Raw genomic sequence first — 12,256 nt, forward strand, 5'->3', positions numbered from 1 at the left:
TCACCGTTTGCTTTTGATGATGGTGCCCAGGCCTTGAAGGTAGGCCACCAGCGCGTCCATTTCGGTTTTGCCCTTCACGGCATCTCTGGCACCGGCGATGTCTTCGTCGGTGTAAGGGACGCCGAGCGTGCGCAACACTTCCATTTTCTTGGCCGTGTCTTTGCCATCGAGCTTGTTTTCTACGAGGAACGGGTAAGCCGGCATTTTCGACTCGGGGACGACGTTGCGCGGGTTGTACAAGTGCGCACGCTGCCAGTCATCGGAGTAACGACCGCCGACACGGGCCAGGTCCGGGCCGGTGCGCTTGGAACCCCACAGGAACGGGTGATCCCAGACGCTTTCACCGGCGACCGAGTAGTGGCCGTAGCGTTCGGTTTCGGCACGGAACGGACGGATCATCTGCGAGTGGCAGCCGACACAGCCGTTGGCGATGTAAACGTCGCGGCCTTCCAGTTCAAGGGCGGTGCGCGGCTTCATGCCTTCGACCGGCTTGTTGGTGACGTCCTGGAAGAACAGCGGAACGATTTGGGTCAGGCCACCGACGCTGACGGCGATGACCATGAAGAAGGCCAGCAGGCCAATATTCTTCTCGACAGCTTCATGCTTCATCAGTGAGCTCCAACTACGGCGATCTTGGCGGCGGCTTCAGCTTCAGCCGGGTCCGAGGCGCGAACGGTGCGCCACACGTTGTAGGCCATCAGGAACATGCCGCTGGCGAAGAACGCACCGCCCAGGGCACGGACGATGTAGCCAGGGTGGCTGGCCTGCAGCGCTTCGACGAACGAGTAGGTGAGGGTGCCGTCATCGTTGATTGCACGCCACATCAGGCCCTGGGTGATGCCGTTGACCCACATCGAAGCGATGTACAGCACGGTACCGATGGTCGCGAGCCAGAAGTGCGCGTTGATCAGACCGACGCTGTGCATCTGCGCGCGGCCGAACAGTTTCGGGATCATGTGGTAGATCGCGCCGATCGAGATCATCGCCACCCAGCCGAGTGCGCCGGCGTGCACGTGGCCGATGGTCCAGTCGGTGTAGTGCGAGAGCGAGTTGACGGTCTTGATCGCCATCATCGGACCTTCGAAGGTCGACATGCCGTAGAAGGCCAGCGATACCACGAGGAAACGCAGGATCGGGTCGGTGCGCAGCTTATGCCAGGCGCCCGACAGGGTCATCATGCCGTTGATCATGCCGCCCCAGCTCGGAGCCAGAAGGATGATCGACATCGCCATGCCCAGCGATTGTGCCCAATCCGGCAGCGCAGTGTAGTGCAGGTGGTGCGGGCCGGCCCAGATGTACAGGGTGATCAGTGCCCAGAAGTGCACGATCGACAGGCGATAAGAGTAGATCGGACGTTCGGCCTGTTTCGGCACGAAGTAGTACATCATCCCCAGGAAGCCGGTGGTCAGGAAGAAGCCCACGGCGTTGTGGCCGTACCACCACTGGATCATCGCGTCGGTGGCGCCCGAGTAGGCCGAGTAGGACTTGAACAGGCTGACCGGCAGCGACATGTGGTTGACGATGTGCAGCATCGCGGTCACCACGATGAACGCACCGTAGAACCAGTTACCGACATAGATGTGCTTGGTCTTGCGCTTGGTGATGGTGCCGAAGAACACCAGACCGTAGGTGACCCAGACAATGGCCAGCAGAATGGCGAGGGGCCATTCCAGTTCCGCGTATTCCTTGGTGGTGGTGTAACCCAGCGGCAAGGTAATGATCGCGCCGACAATTACGGCTTGCCATCCCCAGAAGGTGAAGGCCGCGAGGCTGTCGGAAATCAGTCGCGTCTGGCAGGTTCGCTGCACGACATAGTAGGAAGTGGCAAACAGTGCACAACCACCGAAGGCGAAAATCACCAGGTTTGTGTGCAACGGGCGCAGGCGTCCAAAGCTCGTCCACGGCAGACCGAAATTCAATTCCGGCCAGACCAGTTGCGAGGCGATGAAGACACCTAGCCCCATGCCAAGGATCCCCCAGACCACCGTCATGATGGCGAACTGGCGGACTACCTTATAGTTATAAGCAGTCGGACTGATTGCTGTGCTCATTCTAAGGTTCCACGGTTTGGGTGTTTTATTAGGATTAAAATCGGCCGCAAGTATGTAGAAAGCAGGGGGTCAATGCAACGCGCCATGACCTGGGTCAATGCTTTCCAACGCTGATTCTGCGGCCTTTCCATGCGCCGCGTAAGGACAAAATTGCCCTCGGGCAAAATGTCGCAGCGGACGAAAAAAGCGAGGGGTCCCGGTCGGATGTAACGGGGTGTGTTCGAACGCTCGGTTCGGGTGACGGACGGTAATCGGCACGACAGCCGGTATCTACCGGCCTTTGCGGCCATGTCAGTCAGCCGATTCGTTCAACGCCTCGCTCGGGGTCGACCTGGAACCGGCACGGGCCAGTCCGCATCGAGCAAGCGTAGACCCGAATCCGGGTAACCGAAAGGAGAGGGGGTGAAGGGGTGCGACAATGCGTCGCAAAGGGGCTGGAAACTGCCGCACGGGAAACATGCGGCAGTCTTGTGCGCAATGATTACTTTTTATTGTCTTCAGTAATCAGTTTTTCTGTATTCAATCCATTGCTTAGGCTGTACACATAAGCCGCCAGCAATTGCACTTTATCGTTGCCCAGCAGCTCGTTCTGAGCTGGCATGTGGCCTTGACGACCATGGCGAATGGTCTGCTCAAGTTGGGTCAGGCTGGTGCCGTAGATGAAACCGGCCGGGTGCGTCAGGTTCGGCGCGCCCATGGCTTCGGTGCCCTGACCGTTTGCCCCGTGACAGGCCACGCACAGGGTGCTGAACGCTTGCTGCCCGGCTTGCAGATCGGCCTTGTTGTCCGCTGCCAATGGCAGGCCGGCCAGTTCGTGACGCACGTAAGCCGCGACGTTTTTCACCCCGGCCTCGCCCAGCGCTTCGCCCCACGCCGGCATCGCCGCCATCCGGCCACCCATGATGGTGGTCTTGATGGTTTCGGCGCTGCCGCCCCAACGCCAGTCCTTGTCGGCGAGGTTAGGGAAGCCGAACGCGCCCTTGGCGTCCGAGCCGTGGCACACCGAGCAGTTGGAGGCGAACAGACGGCCACCCATTTTCAGCGCCTGCGGATCCTTCGCCACTTCTTCCACCGGCATGGCGGCGAATTTGGCGAAGATCGGCCCGAACCTGGCGTCGGCCTTGCTCATTTCCTTTTCCCACTCGTGGACGCCGGTCCAGCCGTCCTCGTAGCCGGGCAGGATGCCTTTCCAGTTGCCAAGGCCCGGGTAAAGGATCAAATAGCCCACGGAAAACACCAGCGTGCCGGCGAACAGCATGAACCACCACTGCGGCAGCGGGTTGTCGTACTCCTCGATGCCGTCGAAGCTGTGGCCCATGGTCTGGTCGACGCTGCCCTTGGTCTCGCCCCGACGGGTGCCGACCAGCAGCCAGGTCAGGCCAATCAGGCTGCCGATGGTCAGTACGCAGATCCACGTACTCCAGAAGGTGGTCATGGCCGGGTACTCCTTGTTTCAGGTGCTTGGATTGTTTCAAAGGCTTGGGTCGCGTCGGGTTGCGGCTCGTCGGCAAACGGCAGCAGGCGCGCTTCGGCGAATTCCGGCGTGCGCTTGCGGTTGAACACCCAGAGGGTCAGGCCGACGAAGGCCACGAACACCACGACCGTGCCGAGGCCGCGAATCAGCCCCGCGCTCATTTCAAAGACCATCTCAATCACCTCTTGCTCTTGATCGCAGTGCCAAGCACTTGCAGGTAGGAGACAAGGGCGTCCATTTCGGTCTTGCCCTTGAGGCTGGCCACCGCGCCGCTGATGTCGTCGTCGGTGTACGGCACGCCGAGGGTGCGCATGACCTTGAGCTTGGTTTCGGTGTGGCTGCTGTCGACCGGTTGGGTGACCAGCCATGGGTAGGCCGGCATTTTCGATTCCGGTACGACGTTGCGCGGGTTGTACAAGTGCGCGCGGTGCCAGTCATCCGAGTAACGCGCGCCAACGCGGGCCAGGTCCGGACCGGTACGTTTCGAGCCCCACAGGAACGGGTGATCCCACACGCTCTCGCCGGCCACCGAGTAATGCCCGTAGCGTTCGGTTTCGGCGCGGAACGGCCGGATCATCTGCGAGTGGCAACCGACGCAGCCTTCGCGGATGTAGATGTCGCGGCCTTCCAGTTGCAGCGCGGTGTAGGGCTTCATGCCTTCCACCGGTTTGTTGGTCACGTCCTGGAAGAACAGCGGGACGATCTGGGTCAGGCCGCCGATGCTCACGGCGAACACCATCAGCAACATCAACAGGCCGACGTTCTTTTCAATCGTTTCGTGTTTCATGGCGGACTCCTCAGGCCATCTGCGCGGCAGCAACGACGTCAGCAGGCTGCGAGGCCCGCACGGTGCGCCAGGTGTTGTAAGCCATCAGGAACATGCCGCTGAGGAAGATCGCCCCGCCAATCAGCCGCACGACGAAGCCTGGGTGGCTGGCCACCAGGGTTTCGACGAAGGAGTAGGTCAGCGTGCCGTCCTCGTTCACCGCACGCCACATCAGGCCCTGGGCGATGCCGTTGACCCACATCGAGGCGATGTAGAGCACGGTGCCGATGGTCGCGAGCCAGAAGTGCGCGTTGATCAGGCCGATGCTGTGCATCTGCTCTTTGCCGAAGATTTTCGGGATCATGTGGTACAGCGCGCCGATGGAAATCATCGCCACCCAGCCGAGCGCGCCGGCGTGTACGTGGCCGATGGTCCAGTCGGTGTAGTGGGAGAGGGCGTTGACAGTCTTGATCGCCATCATCGGACCTTCGAAGGTCGACATGCCGTAGAACGCCAGCGACACCACCAGGAAGCGCAGGATCGGGTCGCTACGCAACTTATGCCAGGCGCCCGACAGGGTCATCATGCCGTTGATCATGCCGCCCCAGCTCGGTGCCAGCAGTACCAGCGACATCACCATGCCCAGCGACTGCGCCCAGTCCGGCAGCGCGGTGTAGTGCAAGTGGTGCGGACCGGCCCAGATGTACAGGGTGATCAGCGCCCAGAAGTGCACGATCGACAGGCGATACGAGTACACCGGACGTTCGGCCTGCTTCGGCACGAAGTAGTACATCATCCCGAGGAAACCGGCGGTGAGGAAAAAGCCTACGGCGTTGTGGCCGTACCACCATTGCACCATCGCGTCGGTTGCACCGGCGTACACCGAGTAGGACTTGGTGAAGCTCACCGGCAACTCAAGGTTGTTGACGATGTGCAGGATCGCCACGGTGATGATGAACGCGCCGAAGAACCAGTTGCCCACATAAATGTGCTTGGTCTTGCGCTGCATGATCGTGCCGAAGAACACGATGGCGTAGGCGACCCAGACGATGGTGATCAGGATGTCGATCGGCCATTCCAGCTCGGCGTATTCCTTGGAGCTGGTGTAACCCAGTGGCAGGCTGATGGCCGCCAGCAGGATCACAAGCTGCCAGCCCCAGAAGCAGAAGGCGGCGATTTTTGGCGCAAACAGTTGGGTCTGGCAGGTGCGCTGCACCGAGTAGAACGAACTGGCGAACAAGGCACAGCCGCCGAACGCGAAGATCACCGCGTTGGTGTGCAGCGGGCGCAGGCGTCCGAAGCTGGTCCACGGCAGGTTGAAGTTGAGTTCGGGCCAGACCAATTGAGCCGCGAGAAAAACCCCGAGCCCCATGCCGACGATGCCCCACACCACCGTCATAATGGCGAATTGGCGGACCACCTTGTAGTTGTAGGCGGTACTGATAGAAGTGTTCATGGTTCCCCATCCACGGTTCAGCCGAAGTGAGCGCGCGCAGAAAACGCCGCGAATCCTTCGCCTGGAGTTATAGGCAGACTAAAAGCGAGGCAAGCATGGACAAACAGCACAAGGCCAGTATTGACGGGGATCAATGGGCGCAGTGCCTGCAGGATCGTGGGTGGCTTTGGGATGCGGCTGTTGGGGAGGCTTCGGCGACGCTCATTCTCGCGCATGGGGCGGGGGCGCCGATGGATAGCGATTGGATGAACGATATGGCTGGGCGCCTTGCTGGGCTTGGTATCAACGTGCTGCGGTTTGAGTTTCCTTATATGGCGCAGCGGCGGGTTGATGGCAGCAAACGCCCGCCGAATCCGGCGCCGAAGTTGCTGGAATGTTGGCGTGAGGTTTATGGCCTGGTGCGACTTCATGTCGCTGGGGTTTTGGCGGTTGGCGGGAAGTCGATGGGGGGGCGTATGGCCAGTCTGCTTGCCGATGAGCTTGGCGCGGATGCGTTGGTTTGTCTGGGGTATCCGTTTTATGCGGTTGGGAAACCGGAGAAACCGCGGGTTGAACATCTGGCTTCTTTGCAGACTCGGACGTTGATTGTTCAGGGGGAGCGGGATGCGCTTGGCAATCGTGAGGCGGTCGAAGGTTATTCGTTATCGCCGGAAATTGAAGTGTTTTGGCTGGTGGCTGGGGACCATGATTTGAAGCCGCTCAAGGTTTCCGGGTTTACGCATGAGCAGCATTTGGCTAGCGCCGCGCACAAAGTTGCTGCGTTTCTCAAGCACTGATCGAGATTTTGAACCGCATGAAGATCGGCTCCCTTTCCCCCTCGCCCCCTTGGGGGCGGTCCGACGTTTCGGGAGGGCTGGGGTGAGGGGGTAGATCTTGAACGCGACACACTTTTCGATCTGTGTGCATATCCGTTGCTGCGGTTACGGCCACTTAGGGTTTCGCCCTGACGGCGACTCACTTTTTTTACAAACGCCTAAAAAAAGTAAGCAAAAAAACGCTTGCTCCTACGTCCGGCCCGCTCGCTAAAGCTCGGGGTTCCTTCGCTCCGGGATTCATCCGGGGGGCATCGCCTACGGTTTGCTTCGCTGCACCTCCTCTCGATGTGTTTGGCTTCGCCAAACGGTCGCTGCGCTCCCACCCCCGGATAAATCCCTCCACTCAGCCTTCCGACGTCGCCGGAAGATCAAAAGCGGTACTCGAGCTAACGCTCATCGTTTTGAGTGGTGAGAAGCGGATGCAGGCTGCTTTTGCATTCTGTGGGAGCCAGCCTGCTGGCGATGGCGGCCTACGAGCCGACCAATCTCTTGCAGGTTGCATGCAATCCCTGTGGGAGCTGGCTTGCCAGCGATGGCGGCCTGACAGCCGACCTGTTTCTTGCAGACTGCATGCAATCCCTGTGGGAGCTGGCTGCCAGCGATGGCGGCCTGGCAGCCGACCAGTTTCTTGCAGAGTGCATGTAATCCCTGTGGGAGCTGGCTTGCCAGCGATGGCGGCCTGCCAGCCGACCAGTTTCTTGCAGACTGCATGTAATCCCTGTGGGAGCTGGCTGCCAGCGATGGCGGCCTGGCAGCCGACCAGTTTCTTGCAGAGTGCATGTAATCCCTGTGGGAGCTGGCTTGCCAGCGATGGCGGCCTGCCAGCCGACCAGTCTCTTGCAGAGCATGTAATCCCTGTGGGAGCAAGCTTGGTCCGGGCGGCGATCCGACGAAAGCGGTCGGCCAGAGCACAACAAACGAACAGTCAAACAGCCGGCCTTTTGGTGCATAAACGTAATTCTGCAAGCGCGTTTAAAGTACACGAACCGTTACGCCATAAGGGCTACAACACCTTGCGTCGTTGCCTACGCGTACGCCAGAATCCGCCGGCTTACGCGGCTTGGAGAGGGCTATATCGTTTCCCTGTCACTGAAAAGTGACTGGGTTTGGTAGCCCGATTCGAGTTGTGGTTATTGCGACACCTTCAATGCTGTCTCTTTTCTGAGGTGCAGCTTTGTATGGTGGGCATGCGTGGGGCTCATTCGTGAGCGCCGGGTTTCCCAATTCGACCGGTCTACCAACCCGCGCATGGCCGCCACCCGCCGTTTGGTAGCGAGGGTGATGGCTCCTATTTTTCAAATTGGAGTTCTATCTATGTTCAAAGCCACACCAAACCCACCAGATCTCAACCCAATTCCCCAAGACCCCGCGCTCGAGTCCCAAAAGACAAAAGAAGCCGCCGACCGCGCACTCGACTTTTACCTCGGCCCCGAAATCCCGAAGTACTTCCCTCCCAAATCTCGCCCCATCTACATGGTCGATCCCACGCTTGATGACGAAACACTGCTCGTCGAAGCCAGTGAATCACTGTCGTCGGCCAACGCCATGGCCGGCAATATCGCCAATTCGGTAAAAGGCCCTGAGCGCAAACCGCTGTTGGCGCTGCAACAGCTGATCATGTTGAACGAGTTGCTGGTGAATCGGTTGCTGGACAAGCTGCGTTTGCCGCAGTAACCGCCAGCTCTGACGTCGTACGTTTTAGCGGGTAATAAAAAGCCCGGACGCTTTCTCGCTCCGGGCTTTCAAAATCACGGGATTGATCCTCCTCGACAATCGGGAGGCAGCCTGCCAGAGATCACAAATTCATCGAACGCCTTCTGCCCATCACGCGCAGCTCGCCGCACATCAAGGAATGTCAGTTCACCCCGGACTTCCTTTCTCACAGGTTTGTCGGTCCTGACCATCGAATTCTGTGTAGGAGGTGGTTTCATGCTGGCTAGCCCGTATTAATAGGTTTGAACGACAAAGTAGAGCCGGGCTTCATCGCGAGCCAGTCAGTTGGGTCTGATTCAGTTGTAGGCACTGTCCGCGCTTTTCGAATGAGATTTTCGCCAGCAGGCCTGGCCTCTTCGCGGGCAAGCCCGCTCCCACAATGATGGTGGTGTTACGAGGTTTTGTGGCCAATGCGAAACCCTGTGGGAGTGGGCTTGCCCACGAAGAGGGCGGTTCTGGCCACATCCATTTCAGACAGATAAATAAAAACCCCGGAAGCTTTCGCTGTCCGGGGTTTCTTTATTGCCACAAAATTCAGCGGTTAAACCGCTCCACCAACGAATACTGCGTATTAGCAGTCTTGGTCAGCTCTTCACTCAGCAACGCCGAGTTATGCGCCTGTTCCGAGGTCTGGTCCGCCAGTTCCGAGATGTTGCTGATGTTGCGGCTGATTTCTTCAGCCACGGCACTTTGCTCTTCGGTCGCGGCGGCGATCTGGGTGGTCATGTCGGTGATGTTGGCCACCGCTTCGCTGATGCCGACCAGGGCCTGGTCTGCTTCCAGTACCCGCGCCACACCTTCTTCCGCCTGACGATGGCCGGCTTCCATGGTTTGTACGGCGCTGGACGCAGTCTGTTGCAACTTGGCGATCAGGGCGTGGATCTGGCCGGTGGATTCGCTGGTGCGTTGCGCCAGTTGGCGAACTTCGTCGGCGACCACGGCAAAACCACGGCCCATCTCGCCGGCACGCGCTGCTTCGATCGCGGCGTTGAGTGCGAGCAGGTTGGTCTGGTCGGCGATGCCTTTGATCACGTCGACCACGCCGCCGATTTCGTCGCTGTCCTTGGCCAGTTGCGTGACGGTCAGGCCGGTTTCACCGACGACGACCGACAGGCGCTGGATGGCTTCGCGGGTTTCGCCGGCGATGTCGCGGCCGCGACCGGTCAGGCGGTTAGCTTCCTGGGTGGCGTCGGCGGTGCGTTGGACGTGGCTCGCCACTTCTTGCGTGGTGGCGGCCATCTGGTTGACGGCGGTGGCGACCTGTTCGGTTTCCACGCGCTGACGTTCCAGACCGCTGGAGCTGTTGTGCGCCAGGGCGTCGGACTGTTTGGCCTGATCGGTCAGGTGCTCGGCGGTGTCCTGCAGACGGGTCAGGCAGGTTTTCAGGCGAGCTTCCTGGCTGAGGATCGACATCTCCAGACGCGCCTGGGCGCCACGGCTGTCGGTGTACATCTGCGCGATCAGCGGGTCGGACGTGGTCTGCTCGGCCAGACGCAGCAGGCGTTTGAGCCCGCGTTGTTGCCATTGCAGGCCCAACAGGCCCAGCGGCACCGACAGACCGGCGGCGAGGGCGAAGCCCCACTGCGAGTTCAGGGTGGCGCCGATCATGAAGCTCAACTGGCTGACCAGAATGAACGGCAGCCAGTCCTGCACGATCGGCAGCCATTTGTCGCTTGAAGGAATCGCCGACTTGCCCTGGTTGATGCGTTGGTAGAGCGCTTCGGCACGGCGGATCTGTTCGGCGGACGGCTTGACCCGCACCGACTCGTAACCGACCACCTGACTGCCATCGAACACCGGCGTTACATAGGCGTTCACCCAGTAATGATCACCGGTCTTGCAGCGATTCTTGACAATGCCCATCCATGGCAAGCCTTGTTTCAGTGTGCCCCACATGTGCGAAAACACCGCAGCCGGGACGTCGGGGTGACGAACCAGGTTGTGCGGCGCACGGATCAGTTCCTCACGCGAAAACCCGCTGATTTCGACGAATGCGTCGTTGCAGTAGGTGATCACGCCTTTGGCGTCGGTTGTGGAAATCAACCGTTGCTGAGCCGGGAAAGTCCGTTCGCGTTGTGTAATGGGCTGGTTATTACGCATGGTTTTTCAATCCGCAAGGCTTTGAAAGGTTGTCGGCGGGGTCGGCTATTTATTGAAATTTTTTTTCATTTATATGTACGGCGTCGCAAAACGGCCCTTGCTTCAACCCGCGAGCATCGGATAGGTGAACAGGCCGAAGTGCAGCAGGTTCAGGCCAAAATGCGTGGCGATCGCCGCACCGAGCCCGCCAAAACGGTAGGCCAGACCATAGCCGACACCCGCCAGGCTCGCCAGCAACACCCATTGCCAGCCGGCGCCCACATGCACCAGACCGAACAGCAGGGACGCGAGCAGCAGCGCGAGGTTGTCACCGTAGGGCAGGTGTTGGAAACGCCGGCTCAGGCCGCCCTGTACATAGCCGCGAAACAGCGCTTCTTCGACCAGCGTCACCAGCAGCAGATTGTTCAGCACCCACAGCCACGCCTGATCCGGCCACTTCGGCGCCCAGGTGATTATGCCCAGCAACACCGCACCACCCAACGCCAGAATCACACTCAACGTCAGTGCCAGTGCCGTGGCGTAAACAGTCAGGCGCAACGAGCGCCGCGCGACAATCCACGGGCAGGCCAGCAACAGCCAGAAACCAATCAGCGGTTTGTCGAGATTGACGAACATCGAGAACGGCACGGCGTTGTCGGTGAAGCGCTGCGCCGGGATCGCTCGGCCGTTGTAGAAGCCCGGCAGCCAGTGCAGGGCCAGTGCCAGGGCCAGTACGATAAACAGGCCATGGCCGAGATATCGCCCGACCGGCACGGTTTGCTGGCGCACGGCGTAACCGGCGAAAACCAGCAGTGCAATGGAGATCAGCGCCAGCCAGCCGAGCTGGCCGAAGCTCAGCGCCAATCCGTAACCAAGGCTGAGAAGCCCGAGATAGAGCCATGGCAGAACTGTCATGGAAAGTCCTTGTGCACGATTTGTGGACAGGCTTTCTACACGGGTGGGGGCGAGGGGACAAGTGAAGGTGTAGGGGAAATCAGGGACAACGCCAATCCCTGTATGAGACGTGAAGGAGAGCAAGTTACCCTTGTGGGAGCGAGCTTGCTCGCGATGGCGGTGGGTCAGTGGCACAAAGGTCAACTGACACGCCCTCATCGCGAGCAAGCTCGCTCCCACAGGGATTTGCGTAAGGCTGAAATGTCAGCGCAGGTTGAGTTTCGCCGCCGCACGTTCGGTAATTTCAGTGCGTAATTTCAGCGAAGGCGCCGCACGCTTGCGCGCCTCTTCGACAACTGCACTCGGCGCTGTCTCCGGGCTGCCCGAATCAAACGGCGGTGCCGGCGCATATTCCAGCTGCAATTGCACCAGTTGCGCCGTGTCGACACCAACCAGTTCCTGCGCCAGCGTCAGGGCAAAATCGATCCCCGCCGTAATGCCGCCCCCGGTGAACAGATTGCCGTCACGCACCACCCGATCCTTCACCGCAATCGCGCCCAGCGTCGGCAGCAAATCGTGATAAGCCCAGTGCGTGGTCGCCCGTTTACCCTGCAACAGACCCGCCGCCCCAAGCACCAGCGAACCGGTGCACACCGACGTCACGTAACGCGCCTGCACGGCTTGCGACTTGATGAACGCCAGCGTCTGCTCATCCTCCATCAACGGCCCGACCCCGGCGCCACCGGGCACGCAGATCACATCAAGATCCGGACAGTCCTCGAAAGTTGTGGTCGGTTTCAGCACCAGCCCGGTGCTGGCGGTGACCGGTACCAGATCCTTCCAGATCAGGTGCACCTGCACGTCCGGCAACGAGGCCAGCACGTCATACGGGCCGGTCAGGTCGAGTTGCTGCACCTGGGGAAACAACAGAAGTCCGATCTGCAACGCCATGATTCTTCTCCGTGAAAAGGGGTGGACGGCTTCACTGTAGGCGCGTAGGTTTTGGCG

The 12,256-nt window shown here is 60.0% G+C and carries 12 protein-coding genes; 3 read left to right on the plus strand and 9 right to left on the minus strand.

Annotated features, from left to right (window positions below; all coding sequences use genetic code 11):
* The 6 genes from ccoO (IHQ43_RS09530) to ccoN (IHQ43_RS09555) form a co-directional block, all read right to left on the minus strand.
* On the minus strand, positions 1–609 hold the full coding sequence (ccoO, locus tag IHQ43_RS09530) for a cytochrome-c oxidase, cbb3-type subunit II (protein ID WP_011333287.1): 609 nt from the start codon (positions 607–609) through the stop codon (positions 1–3).
* On the minus strand, positions 609–2,051 hold the full coding sequence (gene ccoN / locus IHQ43_RS09535; RefSeq protein WP_179692117.1) for a cytochrome-c oxidase, cbb3-type subunit I: 1,443 nt from the start codon (positions 2,049–2,051) through the stop codon (positions 609–611). Before ccoN (IHQ43_RS09535) ends, ccoO (IHQ43_RS09530) begins: the two co-directional genes overlap by 1 nt.
* A gap of 481 nt (positions 2,052–2,532) precedes the next feature.
* Entirely contained in the window at positions 2,533–3,486 is a 954-nt protein-coding gene (gene ccoP, locus IHQ43_RS09540; protein ID WP_192564142.1) for a cytochrome-c oxidase, cbb3-type subunit III, read from the minus strand.
* A complete protein-coding gene (locus IHQ43_RS09545; RefSeq protein ID WP_192564968.1) occupies positions 3,483–3,698 on the minus strand; it encodes a cbb3-type cytochrome oxidase subunit 3 in 216 nt (71 codons plus the stop codon). Before IHQ43_RS09545 ends, ccoP begins: the two co-directional genes overlap by 4 nt.
* A 5-nt stretch (positions 3,699–3,703) precedes the next feature.
* Positions 3,704–4,312 (minus strand): cytochrome-c oxidase, cbb3-type subunit II, encoded by a 609-nt coding sequence (gene ccoO, locus IHQ43_RS09550; protein ID WP_007960355.1) that lies wholly within the window; start codon positions 4,310–4,312, stop codon positions 3,704–3,706.
* A gap of 10 nt (positions 4,313–4,322) precedes the next feature.
* Complete coding sequence (ccoN, locus tag IHQ43_RS09555) at positions 4,323–5,747, minus strand: cytochrome-c oxidase, cbb3-type subunit I (RefSeq protein ID WP_007960356.1); 1,425 nt, start codon at positions 5,745–5,747, stop codon at positions 4,323–4,325.
* A gap of 95 nt (positions 5,748–5,842) precedes the next feature.
* On the opposite strand from ccoN (IHQ43_RS09555), the gene IHQ43_RS09560 reads away from it, so the two are divergent.
* From IHQ43_RS09560 to IHQ43_RS09570, 3 genes are all read left to right on the plus strand, one after another.
* Positions 5,843–6,523 carry an alpha/beta family hydrolase gene (locus IHQ43_RS09560; RefSeq protein WP_192564143.1) on the plus strand — a complete coding sequence of 227 codons (681 nt, stop codon included), beginning with the start codon at positions 5,843–5,845 and terminating at the stop codon, positions 6,521–6,523.
* 471 nt (positions 6,524–6,994) lie between these two features.
* A complete protein-coding gene (locus tag IHQ43_RS09565; RefSeq protein WP_192564144.1) occupies positions 6,995–7,207 on the plus strand; it encodes a hypothetical protein in 213 nt (70 codons plus the stop codon).
* Positions 7,208–7,876: 669 nt separating this feature from the next.
* The gene (locus IHQ43_RS09570) at positions 7,877–8,236 is read left to right on the plus strand and encodes a DUF6124 family protein (RefSeq protein WP_192564145.1); all 360 of its coding nucleotides are present in this window, start codon (positions 7,877–7,879) and stop codon (positions 8,234–8,236) included.
* 573 nt (positions 8,237–8,809) lie between these two features.
* On the opposite strand, the gene IHQ43_RS09575 is transcribed toward IHQ43_RS09570, so the two are convergent.
* From IHQ43_RS09575 to inhA, 3 genes are all read right to left on the minus strand, one after another.
* The gene (locus tag IHQ43_RS09575; RefSeq protein ID WP_085711948.1) at positions 8,810–10,375 is read right to left on the minus strand and encodes a methyl-accepting chemotaxis protein; all 1,566 of its coding nucleotides are present in this window, start codon (positions 10,373–10,375) and stop codon (positions 8,810–8,812) included.
* A gap of 102 nt (positions 10,376–10,477) precedes the next feature.
* A complete protein-coding gene (locus IHQ43_RS09580; protein WP_192564146.1) occupies positions 10,478–11,269 on the minus strand; it encodes a CPBP family intramembrane glutamic endopeptidase in 792 nt (263 codons plus the stop codon).
* 243 nt (positions 11,270–11,512) lie between these two features.
* Entirely contained in the window at positions 11,513–12,199 is a 687-nt protein-coding gene (gene inhA / locus IHQ43_RS09585; protein WP_192564147.1) for an isonitrile hydratase, read from the minus strand.
* Positions 12,200–12,256 lie beyond the last annotated feature (57 nt).

It is taken from the genome of Pseudomonas gozinkensis (assembly GCF_014863585.1).
Lineage (GTDB): Bacteria > Pseudomonadota > Gammaproteobacteria > Pseudomonadales > Pseudomonadaceae > Aquipseudomonas > Aquipseudomonas gozinkensis.

Coding starts and splice junctions, on each gene's coding strand:
- ccoO (WP_011333287.1), bottom strand. CDS start 609: ATGAAGCATGAAGCTGTCGAGAAGAATATTGGCCTGCTGGCCTTCTTC.
- ccoN (WP_179692117.1), bottom strand. CDS start 2,051: ATGAGCACAGCAATCAGTCCGACTGCTTATAACTATAAGGTAGTCCGC.
- ccoP (WP_192564142.1), bottom strand. CDS start 3,486: ATGACCACCTTCTGGAGTACGTGGATCTGCGTACTGACCATCGGCAGC.
- IHQ43_RS09545 (WP_192564968.1), bottom strand. CDS start 3,698: ATGGTCTTTGAAATGAGCGCGGGGCTGATTCGCGGCCTCGGCACGGTC.
- ccoO (WP_007960355.1), bottom strand. CDS start 4,312: ATGAAACACGAAACGATTGAAAAGAACGTCGGCCTGTTGATGTTGCTG.
- ccoN (WP_007960356.1), bottom strand. CDS start 5,747: ATGAACACTTCTATCAGTACCGCCTACAACTACAAGGTGGTCCGCCAA.
- IHQ43_RS09560 (WP_192564143.1), top strand. CDS start 5,843: ATGGACAAACAGCACAAGGCCAGTATTGACGGGGATCAATGGGCGCAG.
- IHQ43_RS09570 (WP_192564145.1), top strand. CDS start 7,877: ATGTTCAAAGCCACACCAAACCCACCAGATCTCAACCCAATTCCCCAA.
- IHQ43_RS09575 (WP_085711948.1), bottom strand. CDS start 10,375: ATGCGTAATAACCAGCCCATTACACAACGCGAACGGACTTTCCCGGCT.
- IHQ43_RS09580 (WP_192564146.1), bottom strand. CDS start 11,269: ATGACAGTTCTGCCATGGCTCTATCTCGGGCTTCTCAGCCTTGGTTAC.
- inhA (WP_192564147.1), bottom strand. CDS start 12,199: ATGGCGTTGCAGATCGGACTTCTGTTGTTTCCCCAGGTGCAGCAACTC.